Annotated in this window: 22 protein-coding genes and 1 tRNA gene; 11 read left to right on the plus strand and 12 right to left on the minus strand. The window is 64.6% G+C overall.

Annotated elements, in window-relative coordinates:
- Positions 1-18: 18 nt before the first annotated feature.
- The 3 genes from phaR to GKE62_RS00925 all read left to right on the plus strand — a co-directional run bounded on the left by phaR (position 19) and on the right by GKE62_RS00925 (position 3,744).
- The gene (gene phaR, locus GKE62_RS00915) at positions 19-570 is read left to right on the plus strand and encodes a polyhydroxyalkanoate synthesis repressor PhaR (protein WP_154690609.1); all 552 of its coding nucleotides are present in this window, start codon (positions 19-21) and stop codon (positions 568-570) included.
- 155 nt (positions 571-725) lie between these two features.
- On the plus strand, positions 726-2,276 hold the full coding sequence (locus GKE62_RS00920; protein ID WP_154690610.1) for an aminoacyl--tRNA ligase-related protein: 1,551 nt from the start codon (positions 726-728) through the stop codon (positions 2,274-2,276).
- A gap of 160 nt (positions 2,277-2,436) precedes the next feature.
- On the plus strand, positions 2,437-3,744 hold the full coding sequence (locus GKE62_RS00925; protein WP_154693487.1) for a M20/M25/M40 family metallo-hydrolase: 1,308 nt from the start codon (positions 2,437-2,439) through the stop codon (positions 3,742-3,744).
- Positions 3,745-3,780: 36 nt separating this feature from the next.
- Here the strand turns inward: GKE62_RS00925 and GKE62_RS00930 are convergent, their stop codons facing one another.
- Positions 3,781-5,796 carry a M3 family metallopeptidase gene (locus tag GKE62_RS00930; protein WP_154690611.1) on the minus strand — a complete coding sequence of 672 codons (2,016 nt, stop codon included), beginning with the start codon at positions 5,794-5,796 and terminating at the stop codon, positions 3,781-3,783.
- 113 nt (positions 5,797-5,909) lie between these two features.
- On the opposite strand from GKE62_RS00930, the gene GKE62_RS00935 reads away from it, so the two are divergent.
- A complete protein-coding gene (locus GKE62_RS00935; protein ID WP_154690612.1) occupies positions 5,910-8,165 on the plus strand; it encodes a ribonuclease R family protein in 2,256 nt (751 codons plus the stop codon).
- Positions 8,166-8,300: 135 nt separating this feature from the next.
- Here the strand turns inward: GKE62_RS00935 and GKE62_RS00940 are convergent, their stop codons facing one another.
- Positions 8,301-8,762, minus strand: coding sequence for a universal stress protein (locus tag GKE62_RS00940; RefSeq protein WP_154690613.1), 462 nt, complete (start codon positions 8,760-8,762; stop codon positions 8,301-8,303).
- Between the two features lie 161 nt (positions 8,763-8,923).
- Here GKE62_RS00940 and GKE62_RS00945 point away from each other — a divergent pair, with 161 nt between their 5' ends.
- The 4 genes from GKE62_RS00945 to lpdA all read left to right on the plus strand — a co-directional run bounded on the left by GKE62_RS00945 (position 8,924) and on the right by lpdA (position 12,868).
- The gene (locus GKE62_RS00945; RefSeq protein WP_154690614.1) at positions 8,924-10,228 is read left to right on the plus strand and encodes a pyruvate dehydrogenase complex dihydrolipoamide acetyltransferase; all 1,305 of its coding nucleotides are present in this window, start codon (positions 8,924-8,926) and stop codon (positions 10,226-10,228) included.
- Positions 10,229-10,322: 94 nt separating this feature from the next.
- Complete coding sequence (locus tag GKE62_RS00950; RefSeq protein ID WP_230206840.1) at positions 10,323-10,811, plus strand: endonuclease domain-containing protein; 489 nt, start codon at positions 10,323-10,325, stop codon at positions 10,809-10,811.
- Positions 10,798-11,211, plus strand: a complete 414-nt coding sequence (locus tag GKE62_RS00955) for an acyl-CoA thioesterase (protein WP_154690615.1) — start codon at positions 10,798-10,800, stop codon at positions 11,209-11,211. Before GKE62_RS00950 ends, GKE62_RS00955 begins: the two co-directional genes overlap by 14 nt.
- 244 nt (positions 11,212-11,455) lie before the next feature.
- A complete protein-coding gene (gene lpdA / locus GKE62_RS00960; RefSeq protein WP_154690616.1) occupies positions 11,456-12,868 on the plus strand; it encodes a dihydrolipoyl dehydrogenase in 1,413 nt (470 codons plus the stop codon).
- Positions 12,869-12,886: 18 nt separating this feature from the next.
- Here the strand turns inward: lpdA and GKE62_RS00965 are convergent, their stop codons facing one another.
- Complete coding sequence (locus tag GKE62_RS00965; RefSeq protein WP_154690617.1) at positions 12,887-13,204, minus strand: PilZ domain-containing protein; 318 nt, start codon at positions 13,202-13,204, stop codon at positions 12,887-12,889.
- Positions 13,205-13,332: 128 nt separating this feature from the next.
- Between GKE62_RS00965 and GKE62_RS00970 the strand changes: the two genes are divergently transcribed.
- The gene (locus GKE62_RS00970; protein ID WP_154690618.1) at positions 13,333-13,512 is read left to right on the plus strand and encodes a hypothetical protein; all 180 of its coding nucleotides are present in this window, start codon (positions 13,333-13,335) and stop codon (positions 13,510-13,512) included.
- Positions 13,513-13,700: 188 nt separating this feature from the next.
- On the opposite strand, the gene GKE62_RS00975 is transcribed toward GKE62_RS00970, so the two are convergent.
- Positions 13,701-13,940, minus strand: coding sequence for a hypothetical protein (locus GKE62_RS00975; protein WP_154690619.1), 240 nt, complete (start codon positions 13,938-13,940; stop codon positions 13,701-13,703).
- Between the two features lie 136 nt (positions 13,941-14,076).
- On the opposite strand from GKE62_RS00975, the gene GKE62_RS00980 reads away from it, so the two are divergent.
- Positions 14,077-15,291 carry a hypothetical protein gene (locus GKE62_RS00980; protein ID WP_154690620.1) on the plus strand — a complete coding sequence of 405 codons (1,215 nt, stop codon included), beginning with the start codon at positions 14,077-14,079 and terminating at the stop codon, positions 15,289-15,291.
- A 179-nt stretch (positions 15,292-15,470) separates the two neighbouring features.
- Positions 15,471-16,013, plus strand: a complete 543-nt coding sequence (locus tag GKE62_RS00985) for a hypothetical protein (protein WP_154690621.1) — start codon at positions 15,471-15,473, stop codon at positions 16,011-16,013.
- Between the two features lie 42 nt (positions 16,014-16,055).
- Here the strand turns inward: GKE62_RS00985 and GKE62_RS19570 are convergent, their stop codons facing one another.
- The 8 genes from GKE62_RS19570 to GKE62_RS01020 all read right to left on the minus strand — a co-directional run bounded on the left by GKE62_RS19570 (position 16,056) and on the right by GKE62_RS01020 (position 20,200).
- On the minus strand, positions 16,056-16,322 hold the full coding sequence (locus tag GKE62_RS19570; RefSeq protein ID WP_370516038.1) for an HGGxSTG domain-containing protein: 267 nt from the start codon (positions 16,320-16,322) through the stop codon (positions 16,056-16,058).
- On the minus strand, positions 16,207-16,842 hold the full coding sequence (locus GKE62_RS00990; protein WP_230206841.1) for a hypothetical protein: 636 nt from the start codon (positions 16,840-16,842) through the stop codon (positions 16,207-16,209). Before GKE62_RS00990 ends, GKE62_RS19570 begins: the two co-directional genes overlap by 116 nt.
- 2 nt (positions 16,843-16,844) lie before the next feature.
- On the minus strand, positions 16,845-17,375 hold the full coding sequence (locus tag GKE62_RS00995; RefSeq protein WP_154690622.1) for a hypothetical protein: 531 nt from the start codon (positions 17,373-17,375) through the stop codon (positions 16,845-16,847).
- A 287-nt stretch (positions 17,376-17,662) separates the two neighbouring features.
- The gene (locus tag GKE62_RS01000; protein ID WP_154690623.1) at positions 17,663-17,899 is read right to left on the minus strand and encodes a transcriptional coactivator p15/PC4 family protein; all 237 of its coding nucleotides are present in this window, start codon (positions 17,897-17,899) and stop codon (positions 17,663-17,665) included.
- Positions 17,896-18,090, minus strand: a complete 195-nt coding sequence (locus tag GKE62_RS01005; protein WP_154690624.1) for a hypothetical protein — start codon at positions 18,088-18,090, stop codon at positions 17,896-17,898. The genes GKE62_RS01000 and GKE62_RS01005 overlap by 4 nt, the downstream gene beginning before the upstream one ends.
- Before the next feature lie 219 nt (positions 18,091-18,309).
- Entirely contained in the window at positions 18,310-18,501 is a 192-nt protein-coding gene (locus GKE62_RS01010; RefSeq protein ID WP_154690625.1) for a DNA-binding protein, read from the minus strand.
- A gap of 291 nt (positions 18,502-18,792) precedes the next feature.
- On the minus strand, positions 18,793-19,968 hold the full coding sequence (locus tag GKE62_RS01015; protein WP_154690626.1) for an integrase arm-type DNA-binding domain-containing protein: 1,176 nt from the start codon (positions 19,966-19,968) through the stop codon (positions 18,793-18,795).
- A gap of 142 nt (positions 19,969-20,110) precedes the next feature.
- Positions 20,111-20,200 (minus strand) — tRNA-Ser (locus GKE62_RS01020).
- Between the last annotated feature and the right edge of the window lie 55 nt (positions 20,201-20,255).

Here is a 20,255-nt window from a genome sequence, read left to right on the forward strand (position 1 = left end):
GCAGCAGAGGAACGGGCGATGGCGGACAGCAAGCATGCGAACGGCGAGCCGATCGTCATCAAGAAGTACGCCAACCGGCGGCTCTACAACACCCGCTCGTCGAGCTACATCACGCTCGACCACCTGGCGAAGATGACCCGCGAGGACATCGAGTTCAAGGTCGTCGACGCCAAGACCGGGGTCGACATCACCCATTCGATCCTGACCCAGATCATCATGGACGAGGAAGCGGGGGGCGAGCAGATGCTGCCCACCAGTTTCCTGCGCCAGTTGATCGCGATGTATGGCAATTCGATGCAGTCGCTGCTTCCGGGCTATCTCGAAGCCTCGATGGATCACTTCCGCGAGAACCAGTCGAAGCTGCGCAAGGCGATCGAGGAATCGATCGGCGCCAACCCGCTCGCCCAGCTCGCCCAGCGCAACATGGAAATGTTCAAGGCCGCCGCGACCGCGTTCGTCCCGGGCGTGAAGCCGGGCGGCAAGGCGGTCGCCACCGATGGCGAAGAGATCGCCGCGCTCAAGGCCCAGATGGCGGAGATGCAAAAGAAGCTCGACGCGCTGGGGAAATAGGCGCCAACTCCTTTTCCTAGTCGACGTTGGTGAGGGGCGCGGCGGAACGCCCGGCCTGGCCCCCTCGCCAAGCTTCGCTAGCCAAGCTGCGCCATCCTGTCGCCAGAGGAGAGGAGCAATTGCGCCACCCTTCCACGGAAGCTAACAGCCCCCGCATGACCTACCCCGCCAACATTCGCCATGCCTTGAGCGTCAAGCGCGCCGACGATTTCGCCCAGTGGTATCAGGAGGTCATCGCCGAGGCCGACATGGCCGAGGAATCCGGCGTGCGCGGGTGCATGGTGATCAAGCCGTGGGGCTATGGCATCTGGGAACGGATGCAGAAGCTGCTCGACGAGCGGATCAAGGCGACCGGCGCCGACAACTGCTATTTCCCGCTGTTCATCCCGCTGTCGTTCTTTGAAAGGGAAGCCGCGCATGTCGACGGCTTCGCCAAGGAAATGGCGGTCGTCACCCACCACCGCCTGATCGCGGACGGGAAGGGGGGGCTGATTCCCGACCCCGCGGCAAAGCTGGAAGAGCCGCTCGTCGTCCGCCCGACCTCGGAGACGGTGATCGGCGCGGCTATGGCGCGCTGGGTGCAATCGTGGCGCGACCTGCCGCTGCTGACCAACCAGTGGGCCAACGTGGTGCGCTGGGAAATGCGCACCCGGATGTTCCTGCGGACCACCGAATTTCTCTGGCAGGAAGGCCACACCGCGCACGCCGACAAGGCCGACGCGATGGCGGAGACGCTGGCGATCCTCGAGCTCTACCGCGAATTTGCCGAAGGACCGCTGGCGATGCCGGTGATCGCGGGCGAGAAGCCCGCCAATGAACGCTTTCCCGGCGCCGACGCGACCTACAGCATCGAGGCGATGATGCAGGACGGCAAGGCGCTGCAGGCCGGCACCTCGCACTATCTCGGCACCACGTTCGCAGAGGCAGCGGGCATCCGCTATCAGGATCGCGAGGGCGGGCAGCAACTGTGCCACACCACCAGTTGGGGGGTTTCGACCCGCATGATCGGCGGCGTGATCATGACCCACGGCGACGACGACGGCCTGCGCGTGCCACCGCAGATCGCGCCGTGGCAGATCGTGATTCTGCCGATGCTGCGCGAAAACGAAGGCGATGGCGCGCTGCTCGAGTACTGCGAGGGGCTGCGCAAGGCGCTGGCCGCGCAGTCGGCATTGGGCGAGCCGGTGCGCGTGCTGCTCGACAAGAAGCCGGGCAAGGCCACGGGCAAGCGCTGGGCCTGGGTGAAGAAAGGCGTGCCGCTGATCCTGGAGATCGGCGGGCGCGATGCCGAAGCAGGCCAGATCAGCGTGCTGCGCCGCCACCGGCTGTGGAACACCGCCGGCAAGCCGGACTTCCACGCGATGCCTCACGACGAGTTCGTCACCGCCGCGGCGACCGAACTCGAGTGCATCCAGCGCGAACTGCACGAGGAAGCCAAGGCGCGCCGCGACGCCAACATCCGGCGCGACCTGACCACGCTCGACGATCTCGCGGCGTTCTACACCGACGACGCGCAGTTTCCCGGCTGGGTCGAAATGACCTGGTCGCGGCCCGAAGGCGCGGAACTCGAAGCGGTCGATGCCAAGCTCAAGGCGCTCAAGCTGACCATCCGCAACACGCCGATGGACGCCGCGCCGGTTTCGGGCATCTGCCCGTTCACCGGCAAGCCCGCGGTCGAGCGGATCTACGTGGCGCGCAGTTACTAAGGCCAACCCCGTCGCCCCGGCGCAGGCCGGGGCCCAACCGGTCTCTCGAGTAGGAAAGCTCGTGCGATGATGCACCGTTAGCTAGGCCCCGGCCTACGCCGGGGCGACGAGGAATCCGATGGCGGTTGATTTGTCGCGCCGTCCCTCCGACACTCCCGTGATGCGCAACCTCCTGATCCCGCTCGCCCTTATCGCCAGCCCGGCGTTCGCTCAGACCGCCCCGGAAGTCTCCGAGGCCCGCCTGCGCGAGGACGTCGATAAACTGGTCTCGTTCGGCACACGCCACACGCTGTCGTCGCAAACCGACAAGAAGCGCGGGATCGGCGCCGCGCGGCGGTGGGCCGAGGCGGAGATGCGCAAAACCTCGAAGGCATGCGGCAACTGCCTGACGATCGCGCTGCCAGAATATATGGCCACCGGGGATCGTATCCCCCAACCGGTGCGGATCGTGAACGTCGTCGCGATCCAACGCGGGAGCGAACGGCCGGACGAGGTGGTGATCGTCCAGGGCCATATCGACAGCCGGGTGTCCGACGTGATGGATGCCGTGAAGGACGCTCCCGGCGCCAACGACGACGGCAGCGGGGTCGCGCTGGTGCTCGAAGCGGCGCGCGTCCTCTCGCACCGCAAGTTCCCCGCCACGATCGTCTTTGCCGTCCTTTCGGGGGAGGAGCAGGGCCTGTTCGGCGGCAAGCTGCTCGCCGACTATGCCAAGAAGCAGGGCTGGACTGTGAAGGCGGTGCTGAACAACGACATCGTCGGCAATTCGCGCGGTTCGGACGGGCTGGTCGACGACACTCACGTCCGGGTGTTCTCCGAAGGCCCGCGCGCCGATGCCGACGACAAGCTGCGCGCTGCCGCGCGGAGGTTTGGCGGCGAGAACGACAGCCCCAGCCGCAACCTGTCGCGCTACATCGCCGCGCTCGAGAGCCCCGCTCTCGAGGTCCGCCAGGTGTGGCGCGCCGACCGCATGGGCCGCGGCGGGGATCACCTTCCGTTTCAGGAACTCGGCTATCCCGCGATCCGCTTTTCGGTGGGGGTCGAGAACTACGATCACCAGCACCAGGATCTGCGCACCGAAAACGGCACCGTCTATGGCGACACGATCGCGTTCATGGACTTTCCCTATCTCGCCAAGGTCACCCGGCTGAACATCGCCGGGCTGGCGGCGCTGGCCGCCGCGCCGATGCCCCCGGTCGCCACCGCCGAGGCCGCGGTCCAGACGTTCACCGACGTCAAGTGGAGCGCGGTGCCTGGGGCGGCGACGTACTCGGTGTGGCGCCGCCGAACCGACGCGCCCGCGTGGGAAGACAAGCCGGTAATCGCAGATGTTGCTGCCACAAGTGCGCGACTGGGAGGCGTGCGCGGCGACGACTGGATCTTCGGCGTCAGCGCCCGCGCGGCGGGCGGAGCGGAAAGTCCGATCTCGGCGGCGCTGCCGGGCGGCGGGTTTGGGCCTTTGAATTGATTTGCCCTCTCCCCTGAAGGGGCGGGGTGAATCCGCCTACTTATCCTTCGCCATCTCCGCCTTGTAGGCATCCAGGCTGATTGGCCGCCCGAGGAACGCCTGGACCAATTCCGCCGCCGGTTTGCTGCCGCCCGGTGTGAGCACCAGCTTGCGATAGGCGGCCGCGGTCGTCTTGTTGCGCAGGCCTTCGCGCGCGAAGCGGGTGAACATGTCGTCGGCGATCACCTTGGACCAGCGATAGGTGTAGTAGATCGCCGAATAGCCGTTCAGGTGGCCGAAACTGTCCTGCATCTGGACGAAATCGGGATATCCGATCGGGTCGTAGACGTTGAACAGCTCGCGGGTTCGCGCGCCAATCTGCGCGGGCGCGCCCGAGCGATGCAGGCCCAGCGAGATATTCGACAGCCCGATCTGGCGCATGTCCTGGATGCCGATGTCGAAGTAGCGCGCCTTGTTGAGCGTCGCGACGAGATCCTTCGCGATCGGGGTGCCCGCCGCGTCACGTCCGAAGGTCCGCAGCGTATCGTAATCGTAGACCCATTCTTCGAGCATCTGCGACGGCGCCTCGACGAAGTCCCATTCGGTCGTGACCCCGCTCTGTGCGGCCCAGACCGCCGACTGGCCGCCGAAGATGCCGTGGAGCATATGGCCGTATTCGTGGAGGAACGTGACCACGTCGCCGTGCTCCATCAGCCCGGTGGCATGATCGCCCGCGGGCAGGTTCATCACCAGCGCCGCGACCGGAATGGTTCGCCCTTTCACCCCGCTGCGCAGCGGAACCATGTTGGCGTGCTGGTACTTGCCTGGTCGCGGGTGCGAATCGAGGTACATCCGGCCGATGACCCTGCCCTTCTCGAGAACCTCGTAGGTCTCGACCGAGGGATCCCACTTGGTCGTGTTCCACGGCCGGATCTTCACGCCGAAAAGATCCTGGGTAAGCTTGAGGATGCCGTCGCGAACGTCGTCATAGGCGAAGTACTTGCGCAGTTCCTGACGATCGAGCGCGTAGTCCTGCTTCTGGATCAGGTTGCCCAGGAAACCGTTGTTCCAGGGGTCGATCCTCGTCGCGCCAGGCTTCATTTTTTTCCAGAGCGCCAGTTTCTTGGCGTAGTCGCGCTCCGCCGCGGGTTTGGCGGCCGCGCTCATCTCGGCGAGCAGGTCCTCGACCTTGGCGGGACGGTCGAGCATCTTGTCTTCGAGCACCAGCGTGGCGAAGTCGGGGCGCCCGAGCATCGTCGCCAGCTCCTGGCGCTTGTCCAGCATCTCGCGCAGGACCTGGTCGTTCGCCGGGTAGGCGCGCGTCTGATAGGCTTCGAACAGCCGCCGCCGCAGCGGCTCGCTCTGTGCGTAGGTCATCACCGGCACGTAATCGGGGGTGTCGGTTGCTATCGTCACCCTGCCGTCGGCGCCGGGCCTGTGGGCGGCGATGAAATCAGCGGGCAGCCCGGCGAGCTCGGCGGGATCGGCCTTTATCGTCTTGCGCCCATCGGCAATGTTTTTCTCGAACTGGGTGCCGAGCTCCGAAATCCGGTCCTGCAGCGCCTGCACGCGCTTGCGCTCGGCTTCGGGCTTGGCGATCCCGGCGCGCTCGTAGGCGGCGAGGGTGCGAGCCAGGTAGAGCCTGGTGCCAGCATCGGCCTTGGTGGGGTCAATCGCCTTGAGCCGGTCGTAGATCGGGCGCGAAAGGCCCAGCTTCGATGCAGCCGCAGCGGCACGAACCTCGCAATCGGCCCCTGCCGAACGCCGTGCGTCATCGCCCATCGCCTCGCGATAGAGCGTCGCCTCGCCGGCGAATGCGCCGATCATGTTGGACAGGTCGTCGAAGCCCTGCAGCGTGGTCTTGAGGCTTGCCTTGCCGCCTTCGCGCTCGAGCGCAGCCTGGCGGCGATCGATCTCGCCGACGAACTGGTCGCAGCGCGCCTTGATCGTGCCGGCGTCCTGGACGTCGGTCAGGATGTTGCCGATGAAGGTGTCGGCGGCGTTCGGCTTGGCCGCGGCCGGGCTGGCGAGAAGGGTGGTCGCGAGCAGCGCGCCGGTGAGGATGTTTCGCATGGAAGCGTGAACTTTCGTTGCAGGATTGCGCAAGGAACGATGGCTAGCGCCTGTCTTTCGCTCGTGCAATCGCCGCGGTTGCCTTCGCTTCGCCGCTGGCCCAAGGCCGCGCCATGCCCAAAACCAACCCGCGCCAATTCCCCGCCGGTTTCCCCACCCGCCAGCAGATTCTCGATTTCATCGCCCAGTCGAAAGACCCCGCGGGCAAGCGCGAAATCGGCAAGGCGTTCGGGCTCAAGGGGCAGGAGCGGGTCAAGCTCAAGGCTCTGCTGCGCGACATGGCCGACGAGGGGCTGATCGACGGCGAGCGGCGGGCGTTCCATCGCATGGGTGGGGTGCCCAAGGTGACCGTGCTGCGGGTTGTCGCGATCGAGGACGGCCAGCCCTACGCGATCCCCGACAACTGGAGCCCCGACGACGCGACTCCGCCGCCCAGGCTGCGGATCCTCGACCGCAAGGGGCATACCGCGCTGCGCAAAGGCGACCGCATCCTTGCGCGGACCGAGGAAGCGGGCGCGGGTCTGATCGCGCATCCGATGAAGAAGCTGCCCGCGCTGGAAGGCGCGATGTTCGGCGTGGTCGAGATCGACGCGAGCGGGAAGGGGTGGCTCGCCCCGATCGACAAGCGCGTGCGCAACGCCTCGCCGATCGCCGACCTGGGCGGGGCTGCCGCGGGTCAACTCGTGATGGCCGAGCCGGGCGGGAAGAGCCCGCGCGCCGGGGTCAACGTGGTCGAAGTGCTCGGCGATCCGCTCGCCCCGCGCGCGTTCAGCCTGATCGCGATTTCCAAGCACGGCATCCCCAACGTGTTCGGCGGGGAGACGCTGGCAGAGGCGCAGACCGCGGCGAAGCTGCCGCTCTCGCCCGACCACCGCGAGGACTTGCGCCACTTGCCGATCGTCGCGATCGACCCCGCCGACGCGCGCGATCACGACGATGCGATCTGGGCCGAACCCGACGGGCAGAGCGGCTTCCGCGCGCTGATCGCGATCGCCGACGTCAGTTTCTACGTCCGCCCGGGCGGCGCGCTCGACCGCGAAGCGCGCAAGCGCGGCAACTCGGTCTATTTCCCCGATCGCGTCGTGCCCATGCTCCCCGAAGTGCTCAGCGCCGATGTGTGCAGCCTGCGCGCGGGCGAGGACCGCGCGGCGATGGCCTGCCATATCGCGGTCGACGCCCACGGGCGCGTCACCGAATGGCGCTTCACCCGCGCGCTGGTGCGGATCGCCGAAGTCATCGCTTACGAGGATGCGCAGGCCCGCGCCGACGGGACCGGCGAGGAACCGCAGCTGCGCAACCTCTGGGCCTGCTGGAAGGCGCTCGCCGCTGCCCGCCACGCCCGCGATCCGCTCGAACTCGAGCTTCCCGAACGCCGCGTGATCCTGAATGCCGAGGGCAAGATCGAGACCATCGCCCTGCGCGAGCGGCTCGACGCGCACCGGGTGGTCGAGGACTTCATGATCGCCGCCAACGTCGCCGCGGCCAAGGCGCTGGAAAGCAAGGTCGCGCCGATCGTCTACCGCATCCACGAGCCGCCCAATCGCGAGAAGCTGGTCGCGCTCAAGGACTATCTCGCCACCTTCGAACGCAAACTGGCGCTGGGCCAGGTGATCACCCCGTCGTTGTTCAACCGCCTGCTCAAGGACATCGCCGACGAGGCCGAGAAGGCGCTGATCATGGAGGCGGTGCTGCGCAGCCAGACCCAGGCCTATTACGGCCCGCGCAACGCCGGGCACTTCGGGCTGGCGCTGGGCAGCTACGCGCACTTCACCTCGCCGATCCGGCGCTATGCCGACCTGCTGGTCCACCGCGCGCTGGTGGACAGCTTCGCGCTTGAACAGCCGCGCCCGGCGGACAAGCGGATTCCCGCCACCAGCGGCCTGTCCGACACCGACCGCGCCGACCTCACCCGCGTGTCCGAAGCGATCAGCGTCACCGAGCGCCGCGCGATGGAGGCCGAGCGCGACACCATCGACCGCTACGTCGCCGCCTGGCTCTCGGGCCGGGTGGGCGAAGTGTTCCCCACCCGGGTCAGTGGGGTGCAGAGTTTCGGGATGTTCGTGACCATCGTCGGGCTGGGCGGCGACGGGCTGGTCCCGGTCTCGACGCTGGGCGCCGAGCGGTTCCGCTACGACGAGAAGGCCCAAGCGCTGATCGGCGAACAGACCGGCGATACGTATACGATGGGCCGGCTGCTCGACATGCGTCTGGCCGAAGCCAACCCGCTGACCGGCGCGCTGAAGTTCGAACCGGTGGACGGCGCCGGCGGCCGCGTCGAGCCGCGCGGACGGCGCGGGCCGCAGGGCAAGCCGATCCAGGGCAAGCGCGGGCGGCCGTCGAATATCCGGCATCAGGGCAAGCGGCGCTAGCGAATCCCTAACCCCGTCGCCCCGGCGTAGGCCGGGGCCCAGCTAACCGCGCGACACTGCACGCCCATCGCGTGTGGATAGCCCGGTTGGACCCCGGCCTTCACCGGGGCGACAGCTGGTTTGAAGTGGTGGAACTCAACTCAACCGATCGACATCCTCGTCGTGCATCGAACCCGGTACGATCATTAGCGGGCAGGGCAACTGCCCCGGATGCGCGACCGCGAAGTGGCTGACCAACGGTCCCGGATTGCCCTCCGACGCCGCGCCGAGCACCAGCGCCGAGACCTCGGGATGCTCGGTCAGGTAGTCGCGCACGACCTTTACGTGTTCGCCCTCGCGGACCGAGACCACCGGCATCGGTCCGCCCTCGCTGACCAGGTTGCCGGCGGCGGCGGTGACCAGCACTTCCGCCCGGCTGCGCGCCTCGTCCTCGATCGTCGCCTGGACCGCGGCGAACGCGCTGAAGGTCTGCTGCGGGACGATGGCGACGATGTGGACCACCCCGCCGGTGCGCACCGCGCGGCGCGAGGCGAAACGCAGCGCAAGCCGCGATTCCTCGGTCTCGTCCATGATTACCAGATAGACGCGCTGCGACATGGCCGGTCCCTTCCGGTTCGATTATGCGTCAATCCTCAAAACGCGCAAGGCAAGAGCCTGTGCGTCGGGGCTTTTGGCCTTGACCCTGTCGGCGCGGACGGCGAAATGAAACCGCCGCTGCGACGTTGCGACGAGCGCGGCATACCGGGGGGACCCGCCGCATGCCCATCTCGATCAAGATGCCCGCGCTTTCGCCGACGATGGAGGAGGGCACGCTGGCCAAGTGGCTGGTCAAGGTGGGCGACAAGGTTTCCTCGGGCGACATCATGGCCGAGATCGAGACCGACAAGGCGACGATGGAGTTCGAGGCGGTGGACGAGGGCACCGTCACCGCGATTTCGGTCGCCGAAGGCACCGAAGGGGTCAAAGTCGGCACGGTGATCGCCACGCTGGCGGAAGAGGGCGAGGATGCGAGCGCGGCGCCCGCTGCCAAGCCCGCACCTGCTCCCGCTGCGAAGGCCGAACCGGCCCCCGCAGTCGCCGCCGCGCCTGCGCCCGCACCTGCGCCATCTGCAGCACCGGCCCCGGCCGCCGTTCCCGCTTCGGGCGACCGCGTGATCGCCTCCCCTCTGGCCAAGCGGATCGCCGCCGAGAAGGGCATCGATCTGTCGACCATCAAGGGCACCGGCCCCGGCGGACGGATCGTCAAGGCCGATGTCGAGGGCGCGACGCCGGGGGCCGCCGCGGCCCAGACCGCCGCCGCACCGTCCGCGGCTGCGCCAGCCGCCGCCCCTGCAGCGGTGCCCGTGCAGGCCGGACCGATCCCCGACTTCGGCATCCCGTTCGAAGACCAGAAGCTGTCGTCGATGCGCAAGACCATCGCGCGGCGCTTGACCGAATCCAAGCAGACCGTGCCGCACATCTACCTGACGGTGGACGTCCGCCTCGACGCCCTGCTCAAGCTGCGCGGCGAAATGAATGCCGCGCTCAGCCCCCGCGGGATCAAGCTTTCGGTCAACGATCTGCTGATCAAGGCGCTGGGCGCTGCGCTGATGCAGGTCCCCAAGTGCAACGTCGCCTTCGCCGGCGACACCATGCGCCAATACCATCGCGCCGACATCTCGGTGGCGGTGAGCATTCCCAGCGGGCTGATCACGCCGATCATCACCGACGCCGGAAGCAAATCGGCCAGCGCGATCTCGACCGAGATGGCCGCACTCGCCGCCAAGGCCAAGGACGGCAAGCTCCAGCCGCACGAGTTCCAGGGCGGCACCGCCAGCCTCTCGAACATGGGGATGATGGGGATCAAGCAGTTCGAAGCGGTGATCAACCCGCCCCAGGGCATGATCATGGCGATCGGCGCGGGCGAGCAGCGACCCTACGTGGTCGACGGCGCACTGGCGATCGCCACGGTGATGAGCGCGACGGGGAGCTTCGACCATCGCGCCATCGATGGTGCCGACGGCGCGCAACTGATGCAGGCCTTCAAGAACCTGGTGGAGAGCCCGCTGGGGCTGGTCGCTTAGGTTGCGAGCGGACCCGCCCCCCTCACCAACTTCGCCTAGCGAGCAAGCTCGCAAGTCTGCGTATCCTCTCCCGCAAGGGGAGAGGAAAGCTGCCGTGCTCCTCGGCCACGCAAAGCGGATGCGGCGCGAGCCGACGGATACCGAGCGCGCGTTGTGGCGAATGCTGCGCGGCAGGCGCTTGTGTGAATGGAAGTTCCGGCGGCAGGTTCGGATCGAGCCGTATACCGTGGATTTCGTGTGCTTTTCCGCGCGGCTGATGGTGGAGGCCGAAGGCTCTCAGCACGTCGAAAATCTTGCGGATCGGAGGCGGGATGCTTTCCTGCGAGCACAGGGTTTTCGCGTGCTTCGGTTGTGGAACAACGATGTGCTGTCGAATCGAGAAGGTGTGCTGACCGCAATTCTCTCTGCGCTCGAAACCCCTCACCCCAACCCCTCTCCCGCAACGGGAGAAGGGCTTGGTGACGCACCGCTTCAACACTCCTCTCCCCTCGCGGGAGAGGATAGCGCAGCTTGCTCGCGAAACGGGCTAGCGAAGCTTGGTGAGGGGGCGTGGCCATATAACTCGCTCGATGCCCACCCCTGATGCAAGCACCCGCGACCCCGTCATCCGCGTCACCGCGATGCCCGCCGATGCCAACGCCTATGGCGACATCTTCGGCGGATGGCTGATGAGCCTGATGGACATGGGCGCGGGGCTGATTGCGGCGCGGCGCAGTCACGGCCGCGCGGTGACGGTGGCGATGGACGGGATGCAGTTCCATTCCCCGGTCAAAGTCGGCGACGAGGTTTCGGTCTATGGCGAGCTGACCAAAGTCGGGCGGACATCGATGACGATCGTGCTCGAGGCGTGGCGGCGGCACCGGCACGAGGACGAGCACATCCTGGTGACCGAGGCGACCTTCACGTTCGTTGCGGTCGATGATGCGGGAAAGCCGCGAACGGTTCTTTCAGACCAACTCCATGGCTCGTCGCCCCGTGCCTGACGCGGGGCCGAGCTACCTTCGCGCCAATCGAAATAAACCAGCCCCGCGTTGCGTGCACGGCGATGGAGTTGAGGGACGCAGGCGCTTTCCTATGCTGGCCAACTTGTGCCATGACCGTGACGTGCCAACCCATATTTCCCTCGCGCGGCCCACGTTTCGACCGGGTTCGCCGAGCCAGTTTTTTCTTCTCTTGGACAGTGGTCCAAGTGGTCCAAGCTCTCACTCTGCGAATCGGGGATAACGCATGGCTGACCAATACGATGTGATCGTCCTGGGCTCCGGCCCCGGCGGATACGTCGCGGCGATCCGCGCGGCGCAATTGGGGCTCAAGACCGCGATCGTCGAGCGCGAGCTGCTCGGAGGGATTTGCCTCAACTGGGGGTGCATCCCGACCAAGGCGCTGCTGCGTTCGGCGGAGATCTTCCACTACATGCAGCACGCCAAGGACTATGGCCTGGCGGCGGACAATATTCGCGCCGATCTCGAGGCGGTGGTCAAGCGCAGCCGGGGGGTGGCCAAGCAGCTCAACCAGGGCATCGGCCACCTGATGAAGAAGCACAGGATCGCGGTCCACATGGGCACCGGGGTGTTGAAGGGCGCCGGCAAGCTGGAGGTGACGGGCGAGAAGGGGAGCGAGACCCTCTCGGCCAAGCATATAGTCGTCGCCACCGGGGCGCGGGCCCGCGACCTGCCGTTCGCCAAGACCGACGGCAAGCGCATCTGGACCTATCGCCACGCGATGGTCCCGCCCGAGATGCCGGGCAAGCTGCTGGTCATCGGCAGCGGCGCCATCGGGATCGAATTCGCCAGCTTCTACAACGATATGGGCGCCGAAGTTACGGTCGTCGAGATGCTCGATCGAGTGGTGCCGGTGGAGGATGCGGACGTCTCGGCGTTCCTCGAAAAGGCGCTCAAGAAGCAGGGCATGACGATAATGACCGGCGCGGGTGTCGAAAGCATCGATGTCGGGGCCTCTGGCGTAAAGGCGAAGATCAAGGGCAAGGACGGCAAGGTTGTCGAGAGCGATTTCAGCCATGTGATCGTAGCGGTGGGCATTGCTCCAAATACCGAGAACATCGGACTCGAAGCGCTTGGAATCAAAGCCGAACGTGGGATAATCGTGATCGACGACTATGGCCGGACCAGCGTGAAGGGCGTGTGGGCGATCGGCGATTGCACCCCCGGCCCATGGCTCGCCCACAAGGCCAGCCACGAAGGCGTCACCGCCGCCGAGGCGATCGCCCAGGAGCTGGGCAATGCCGAAGTCCATCCCCACGGCATGAATCGCAAGAACATCCCCGGCTGCACTTATTGCCACCCGCAGATCGCCAGCGTCGGGATGACTGAGGCCAAGGCCAAGGAGGCGGGCTATTCGGTCAAGGCGGGCACCTTCCCGTTCATCGGCAACGGCAAGGCGATCGCGCTGGGCGAGGCCGAGGGCTTCATCAAGACCGTGTTCGACGCCAAAACCGGCGAGCTGCTCGGCGCGCACATGATCGGCGCCGAAGTTACCGAGTTGATTCAAGGTTATGTCGTGGGCAAGACGCTCGAGACCACCGAGGCCGAACTGATGAGCACGGTGTTCCCGCACCCCACGCTCAGCGAAATGATGCACGAGAGCGTGCTCGCCGCATACGGGCGCGCGCTGCACATCTGACGGGATCCAGGAGGTCGCTTACCCGGCGAGGCGGACGATGTGGTCGAACACCGCGACGTGCAGCGGGGTGGCGAAGGCGCATCCGAGCTGCTTGCCTTCGTGCCAGCATATCCGGGCGCTGAGCATCTCGATTCCCGAGATGCGGATGCGCAGGGGCTTGGAAATATCGTAGTCGGGCATCCAGGCGAGCTTGAAGCCGCGCTCCGACAAGTCGCTAAGCCGCGCCAATCGCCACGGCCGGCTGCCCTGGCGAACATCGCACAACACGCTCAACGGCGCGCGCCGGGCCGCGCCGCGCAAGGGGCGGGAATCGCTGGTGAATGTCTCGTGGCGCATGCTGACCCTCGCTTGTTCGTCTCTCAATAAGCCTTTGCCCTTGCGAATTGGTTAGGAACGGGAACCGCCTTTGGAGTATAACGGTTTCCTTGCCGACAGGGGGTGCGTACTTGGGAGAGGAACGCGCCATGGAATACGAGATCGAAGACGTTCAGGAAGCGCTCTGGCTCGTCGAGAATGGGCACGAGCTTGGTCCCAACCACATGCCCGGCTGGTTCCGCGACAGCGCCGGGGCCGCGCAGACTGGCGAATGGATCCCCGAAGAGGCTACCCCGCCGCTCGCGCGCGCGCTCGAACCGGCGAGCTAGGCCACCGTCTGGCTGGCGGACAGGGTGTCCGTCTAACTAAAGTCACTAAGCATGTGATTTTTAATCGATCTTTTAAAGCGTATCGTGCGCGCTCCCACTTTCGCTCCCACGTGCCGGAGCTGTGACCGTGTAATCGGCCTCCTCGGGAGCATCCGCCTCGCCATCGCTCCAGGCATTGCTGTAGCGCGTCAGATACCAAAAAAGACGACTACCGCGCCGGGCAGATAGTTCAGTCCGGCTGACCACACGTATGGTCCCCCGTCTGCCATGCCGAAGCCAGCAATTGCGCTCGCAATGAGCAATGCCGTTGCGACAGTGAACATCGCTCGTTGGAACGGTGGCTGTCTCTTGAACCCTATACGCTCAACAATCGCAGCGAGAATGGCCATTGCGACGAACCCGCCGATTGCTTGACCGATGTAGAACATCACAGCCCCCCTTCGCGCGCCCGCCCACTGTATCGGGCGCGTTGCGACAGCGAGTCAAGGATGGTGCCGAAGGCAGGGAGTTCTGACTTGCTGCCTTTAAGCTATTGCGTCAGCTTCGGCGACGGGGGGAACGAATATGGCTTACATCCAACCGACCGAACGGACCGGCAATTATATCTTCGATCACTGGAATGGCGCTCAGCCGCTAGCCCAATCATATTGGATAAATGGGAGCCTCATCGGGGTTTTGGCGACCATCGGCACAACGTTGGCGGTTGCATGGTTAAGCGAGAGCGGCGCTTCGATTCAATCCGCGTCGGCTGCGGTTCTAGCGGCAACTGGCATACTGCTAACCGTGACACTTTGGGGCGCAGTGGGAATATGGCGCTCATCAAACCGACATGTCGGCTTGGGAGGAAGTCTGGGCTGGGCAAATGCTGCCAAAGCCATGGTAGTACTAAGCGGATTGAGTGTTCTTGGCCAAGCCTCCAACCTTGCTCAAAGCACGACCGAACTTGCGGGACTTGCGACAAACAATGATTCGATGGGCCCCCCCGCCAGCGTAAGGGTCGCAAATGGGCTGCTCCGCATCGACGGCCCACTTTCCCTAGGGACTGCCGACGCCGTCGCCCGCGCGATGGCCGATCAGCCGAACGTTCAAACGGTTGAAATTAACTCGCCGGGCGGCCGTATCGGGGAAGCGCGCGAAATTGCACGGATGGTTCGCGAACGCGAAGCCGATACTGTGGCCGGACGGCAGTGTATGTCAGCTTGCACCGTAGTTCTGTTGGCGGGCCTTCATCGTTCAAGTGTTGGTGGTGGAGTCGGCTTTCATCAGGCAAGCTTTCCGGGGCTGAGCGTGGCCGAACTGCACGAAATGAATGCGGAAATGCGCCAGAGCTACGTAAATGCTGGGCTGCCAGGAAGGTTCATCGACCAAGCCTTAGCGCGTGGCCCTGACGACATGTGGTTTCCCGACGAGCCGGAGCTTTTTGCGGCTGGAGTGTTGAACAGCATGACGCGCGAGCGGATAATCGATGACAACCTCACATCTGCACAAGCTATCAGAGCAAAGGCCCCCACTAAGGTTGATAACCTTATCATTTTGACGTCGGCAAAAGCTTCGGGGATGAAGCTCACATTCACCTATCAAGCGAGAGTCGATCGCTCTCTTTTGGACCTGAGAGAGGTCGGCAACAAATTAAAGAGCGGTGCGCAACATGATATATGTCAGCGACCGATGGCTCCTATGTTGCTCCGGTCCGGCGCGATTTACGAGCACGAGTATCTTGACCAGAATGGTGCCCTTATAACCCGCTATCAGATTACCGCGTGTGACACCCCTCGCTAGTTGTAGATTCTCGAAGGAAAAAACGGGGTTAGCGATTTAGTGAGCCTGTGGATTGGTTTCCCGACCCGCCAGCCTTGAGATCGACCTAGCCCCCCTCGCGCTCGCGCGGAATGCGCAGCCCGAAGGGTTGAACTTCGCAGCCCAACCGAGGATACCCTGCGCCACATGGGGGGAATCTCATGACACTGGGTGAATTGAACCAAAGGCTTTTTTGGCCAATAATGATCCGCAGTTTTCTATTCGGTGTAGTGGCGGACTTGGCCATTGCTGCGGCGCTCTTGCTGACATTCGGCGGCGACGACATCGGATTGTTGAACGTCTTGCTTCTCACCCTAGGCATAATGGTCCTTGAGGCCATACTCTCGGTAAAGGGATGGGTAGTAAAAACGCTTTGGCTCCATTGGTTTGGGAAGCACTACACTGAAACCTATGTCCTTGCGGGGCTTCGAGAAGCGAAGCTCCCGCCGCCCACCGAGTTTGACCAGCGCAATTTTGAATATCTGTGCCAAGTGGCTGAGGACCCTCAGGCCTTGCCCCAAGATCGGGTCAACGCGGCAGGGTTCTATGCCGGGCTCAAAGCGCAGTGGAACTGCCAAGGAATCGTGCGGTCGTTGATATTGAGCAATGTCGCCGACAAAGCTTTTGCGACATGGGCAAGTGAAGCGCCGCGTCGCCGGACCGACCCAACCGTCCAACCATCACCGATTGAAACGACGGGTTAGTCGGCCGCCCCCGCGAGGACCGCGTCCTACCCTTCCGCGCACTCAGGCTTCCTCCCCGTCAACCAACCGCGCCATCGCCTTGATCCACGCCGCCGCCCCCATCGTGCTCGCGGACCTCGCCCCATGCTTCCAAGCGTTCCGGTTGCCCTTGGGAGCGCCGGGTGACGGCCCGCCGTGCATCCGGCAGCGCCCGTTAGGCATCGCTGGCGACTGGCACGGCCTCCCGCTCCGCGTTCGCGCTCCGCAACGGCTGGCCTGAAGCATCGCCCATGCTTTCGAGTGCATGGGGTTGTCCGTTTGATTTTGCATTTTCCCGACCCCCGGTGTGCTGGTGGATATGATCGGCGACCACCGCCTGTCCGCCTTCGTTCACATGCACGTGTTTGACCGTTTGCTCGCGCGGCTGGTGCAGCTTGGCCAGTGACTCAAGCGTAGCGCGGCAGTTGCCTTGAGCCTTCAGCGCCAGCCGCCCGTAGCGTTCAGCAGCGTTGATATACTCGCCCATGTTGTTGGCCGTTCGCCGGGCGAGTTCAGCAAACATGCTGTCTAGCGCGATGGCCTGAGCCGCGAGCATCCGACTAGCCATCGCCAACTCGCCGTCCGCCGCCTTGCGGGCTTCCGATTGCACGAAATCGGCATAATCGCCGATGCCGGGCAGCTCCAACTCATTGCCCATCATTTTGGCGGTGAAGGCCGATGCGGCCGCCGCGTTCTTCAAGGTCGGTTGGAGTAACTTGCGCGCCAATGCCTGAGCGCCGGTTTCGTTTGAGGTTTGCGCAACCTCAATTGCGCCATTCGGCTCCATTTTCGCACGCGGTTTCTTCGCCATAGTTAGTCCCTCTTGCCGCGCGCTGTCGCACCGATGTTTTGCGTCCAGCCAGCCCGCTTCCCCATGATCGGCCCGCCTTCACCATGGCGGGGCAGGGAGAGCTCCATACCGGTTTCGGTGCTCGCCGCTTTGACCAGATAGGCCAGCACCGCATCGGCATTGGTCCGGTATCGAGCGCCGCCAACGTCAACATTTGTCAGCATCCCGCCGATGCTGCGAACCTTGCTCACACGCCGCACAGGGTCGCCGCCAGCTGCCTTGATCCAGCGCCGTGTCAGGTTTTGTAAGGTCATGCCGCTGGGCAGGTGCAGCAGGATATGGACATGCCCGCCTTTGCCGTCGCCGTTCTCGCGGGCCCATAGCGCCGCAAGTTTTCCGCCAGAGCGGGCAACATGCTTGCGGACCAGCGCCAGCAGCCGCCCGACGAATGCAGCCCCATCATGTTCGGCGATTCCGGCCATTTGGTAATGGACAGTCCAGTGCCGGTTGAAGGCCAGGCCGATGCGTTCGGCGAAGTTTGCCGCTTCGATCATGCCGCTGACACTCGCCGCCGATAGGTGATAGCTAGATCGATCGGCACGGTTGCGAGCGCCGCCCCGCTTGAAGGGACGCCGGGCAATTGCGGGGACAAGCGTGCAACTAGGAATAGAAGCTTTAAGAGCATGGACCGTGCCAATCTTGCTGGAGTGGCAGGATTGCGCCGGTTCCGCGTTGATGGGGCGGGCGCATCGGGCGCGGTTTCTGGCCATCGCGGTCAAGTTTCAAACGAACGGCAGGGAACACGCCGCCAGCTTCCGATGAAAGCGTGCTCCCCATGCTGTTACGCGGCCCGTTTAGCGATGCTGGGCGGATTAAGGCCGTGGTGGGCCATCAGGTTGGCCATAAGTTCCCAGAGGCCGTCTAGGGGGAACGTGCAGCCGATCTTAGTCGGCTTCCATTCCCCCTCCTTTGGATACCACTTCCGCCAGTTGGCGAACGTCCGACCCTGAAAAGTTGATATCTCCAGCCGCCAGCGGTCCCCCTTATAGGGCGCTTCGAACAAGAACGGGCCGCTCATGCCTCGTCCCCTTCCAGCTCGCCGGGCGTGCGCAGCCAATAGCGGGCATGGCGATACTCGCCCTCGCGCACTGTCTCGATGGACAGCCCATCCTCGCGCAGCGCGTGGATCGTGCCGCCGAGCCGGGTATGCCACGGCAGGGTATCCCACTGGGTTACGCCGGTGGGAATTGTCGCGAGCATGGCAAGCACGCGCGCCCGCTTGCCTCTATAGCGCCACACAGCGCCCGCCAGCGAGCGAAACGCTTGTTCGGCTGGACGATGCTCGCGAGATGGCTTCTCGCTGGCCTACAACGCCATTGCCAGTGACACCGCCGCTACGGTATGCAGCTCCAGCACTTGCTCCCAAAGCGATGCTATGTCCCTCGACCGCTCCAACGGTCGGGGGACAGTCGTATGTGGGGCGGGCGTTCATGCCGCTTCCCCTTGGCGCACTGGCAAGTTGCTTGCCCACGCCTCGGCATCGGATCGGGCGATGCGAGTGGCAGTGCCCAGCTTGCGAAGTTTCAGCCGACTTGCCGCAACCTCTCGGTAAAATGTGGTGCGTCCGATGCTGTAGCGGGCGAGGAAGTCGCCGACTGTCATTAATTCCGGGTTGTCCATGTCTGTCGTCCTGTGAGTTCGCCTAGGCGACCGCCCGAATTCCGGGGTGGCCTCATGACGATAGGGGCCACCGGACTAGTGGGAAGGGCGATGCGACGAACGGCTGGGGACGGACCTGTCTATAACTTCTAGTTCCGGAGAAGTTTAGACTTAAATATCAATATCTTATTGCAATTTGCCGGAAATGCTTTCTGTTGAGAAGTGATGGATATCCCTGTGGAAAAGTCCATGTTCTCTCATAGAGAGCTTCATAGATCGCGACCCGCTGTTGATAAGGCTGGGGATAATCTCTCAACCGGCCATCCGCACGACGTTTCCGCCGCATGCTCCCTCGCAATAGTCCGCCCATGCCGCCATCATCACAGCGCGCTTTTCGAGCATCGGCCCGCGCTGATAAGCGGCGACCGTCTTGTCCGCGACAACGTGCGCCAGCGCCGCCTCTGCAAGCTCGGCTGGCCAGTTGGTCTGCTCCGCTACCCAATCGCGGAACGTGCTGCGAAAGCCATGCGCGGTCACCGCAAGACCCATGTCGCGGAGCGCCTTAGTCAATGTCATGTCGGAGAGTGGCTTACCCTTGGCAGTGCCGGGAAACACAAGGTCGCTGCTCAGCCGCCGGTAGTGCTTCATCCGCTCGAATAGCCGAACGGTAGCGCCGGAGAGCGGAACAACGTGCTCGCGTTTGGCCTTCATCCGTTCCGCCGGGATGGTCCAGGTCGCCGCTGCAAGGTCCAGTTCGCTCCAAGTCGCCATGCGAATCTCGCCCGACCGCGCGGCTGTCAGGATTACGGCTTCAAGCGCCAGCCGCCCCATGGTTTCCTTTGAGCGCAGATCGGCCATGAACGCGGGCAGATCGGCATAGGGCAGGGCGGCATGATGCTTCACCCGTTCGCGCTGGCGAGGCAGCGCCTTATCGATCACCGCCATCGCCAGCGGGGCATCGCGGTATCCTTTGGCAAGTGACCAGTCGATCACGGTGCGGATGCGTTGGCGAAGGCGGCGCGCGGTTTCCGGCTTTTGCAGCCATATCGCCGCGAGCGCGTCGCGCACGGCTGGCGCGTCAATGTTGGCGACCGATACGTCACCGAACGCAGGAAACGCATAGGCCTCCAGCGTGGACAGCCATTGCGCCTGATGCTTGCCGTTCGCCCAGCTTCCCTTGTGCTCGGCATGGACCAGCGCCGCCGCTTGCCGGAATGTGGGAATGCCAGCCGCCTTGCGTCGTTCGGCCACCGGATCGATTCCCGCTTCAACCTGCGAGCGGACCAGCACGGCGCGTTCCCGCGCCAGCTTCAACGGAACCTTGGACGCGCTACCCAGCCCAAAGTCGCGGCGCTTGCCATCTTTCTGCACCCGAACGGCCCAGCTTTTGCCACCACCGCGCCCGACCAAAAGGAAAAGCCCGTCTCCGTCGCCATAGCGTCCCGGCGCGCTGGCCGCCTTCACACCCGTTGCCGTAAGCTTCGCCATCGCCCCTGCTCCCACATTCTCTCCCACACCTTAGCGCGGCTGGTGAGGGACGGCAAGGGATACGCAGGAACGGCAAAACCACGGAAATGCTCGGCTTTGATAAGGCTTCGTGGCTGGTGAGGAATGGTGGAAAACAAAGGCTTGGCGGACAGGGTGGGATTCGAACCCACGGTGGGCTTGCACCCACGGCGGTTTTCAAGACCGCTGCCTTAAACCACTCGGCCACCTGTCCAGCGCGAAGGCCCGTTGCGGCTAACGCCATGGCGCGGATTTGTCACCCGATCTTG

Origin of the sequence: Novosphingobium sp. Gsoil 351 (assembly GCF_009707465.1) — a bacterium.
In the GTDB taxonomy this organism is placed as follows: Bacteria; Pseudomonadota; Alphaproteobacteria; order Sphingomonadales; family Sphingomonadaceae; genus Novosphingobium.

What these genes read in the sequence shown, in the direction of transcription:
- GKE62_RS00920 (WP_154690610.1), top strand. Translation starts at nt 726, where the DNA reads ATGACCTACCCCGCCAACATTCGCCATGCCTTGAGCGTCAAGCGCGCC.
- GKE62_RS00990 (WP_230206841.1), bottom strand. Translation starts at nt 16,842, where the DNA reads ATGGCGAAGAAACCGCGTGCGAAAATGGAGCCGAATGGCGCAATTGAG.
- GKE62_RS00935 (WP_154690612.1), top strand. Translation starts at nt 5,910, where the DNA reads ATGCCCAAAACCAACCCGCGCCAATTCCCCGCCGGTTTCCCCACCCGC.
- GKE62_RS00965 (WP_154690617.1), bottom strand. Translation starts at nt 13,204, where the DNA reads ATGCGCCACGAGACATTCACCAGCGATTCCCGCCCCTTGCGCGGCGCG.
- GKE62_RS01000 (WP_154690623.1), bottom strand. Translation starts at nt 17,899, where the DNA reads ATGAGCGGCCCGTTCTTGTTCGAAGCGCCCTATAAGGGGGACCGCTGG.
- GKE62_RS00980 (WP_154690620.1), top strand. Translation starts at nt 14,077, where the DNA reads ATGGCTTACATCCAACCGACCGAACGGACCGGCAATTATATCTTCGAT.
- GKE62_RS00925 (WP_154693487.1), top strand. Translation starts at nt 2,437, where the DNA reads ATGCGCAACCTCCTGATCCCGCTCGCCCTTATCGCCAGCCCGGCGTTC.
- GKE62_RS00975 (WP_154690619.1), bottom strand. Translation starts at nt 13,940, where the DNA reads ATGTTCTACATCGGTCAAGCAATCGGCGGGTTCGTCGCAATGGCCATT.
- GKE62_RS00995 (WP_154690622.1), bottom strand. Translation starts at nt 17,375, where the DNA reads ATGATCGAAGCGGCAAACTTCGCCGAACGCATCGGCCTGGCCTTCAAC.
- phaR (WP_154690609.1), top strand. Translation starts at nt 19, where the DNA reads ATGGCGGACAGCAAGCATGCGAACGGCGAGCCGATCGTCATCAAGAAG.
- GKE62_RS01015 (WP_154690626.1), bottom strand. Translation starts at nt 19,968, where the DNA reads ATGGCGAAGCTTACGGCAACGGGTGTGAAGGCGGCCAGCGCGCCGGGA.
- GKE62_RS00970 (WP_154690618.1), top strand. Translation starts at nt 13,333, where the DNA reads ATGGAATACGAGATCGAAGACGTTCAGGAAGCGCTCTGGCTCGTCGAG.
- GKE62_RS00985 (WP_154690621.1), top strand. Translation starts at nt 15,471, where the DNA reads ATGACACTGGGTGAATTGAACCAAAGGCTTTTTTGGCCAATAATGATC.
- GKE62_RS19570 (WP_370516038.1), bottom strand. Translation starts at nt 16,322, where the DNA reads ATGCAAAATCAAACGGACAACCCCATGCACTCGAAAGCATGGGCGATG.
- GKE62_RS00940 (WP_154690613.1), bottom strand. Translation starts at nt 8,762, where the DNA reads ATGTCGCAGCGCGTCTATCTGGTAATCATGGACGAGACCGAGGAATCG.
- GKE62_RS00955 (WP_154690615.1), top strand. Translation starts at nt 10,798, where the DNA reads ATGCCCACCCCTGATGCAAGCACCCGCGACCCCGTCATCCGCGTCACC.
- GKE62_RS01010 (WP_154690625.1), bottom strand. Translation starts at nt 18,501, where the DNA reads ATGGACAACCCGGAATTAATGACAGTCGGCGACTTCCTCGCCCGCTAC.
- GKE62_RS00945 (WP_154690614.1), top strand. Translation starts at nt 8,924, where the DNA reads ATGCCCATCTCGATCAAGATGCCCGCGCTTTCGCCGACGATGGAGGAG.
- lpdA (WP_154690616.1), top strand. Translation starts at nt 11,456, where the DNA reads ATGGCTGACCAATACGATGTGATCGTCCTGGGCTCCGGCCCCGGCGGA.
- GKE62_RS00930 (WP_154690611.1), bottom strand. Translation starts at nt 5,796, where the DNA reads ATGCGAAACATCCTCACCGGCGCGCTGCTCGCGACCACCCTTCTCGCC.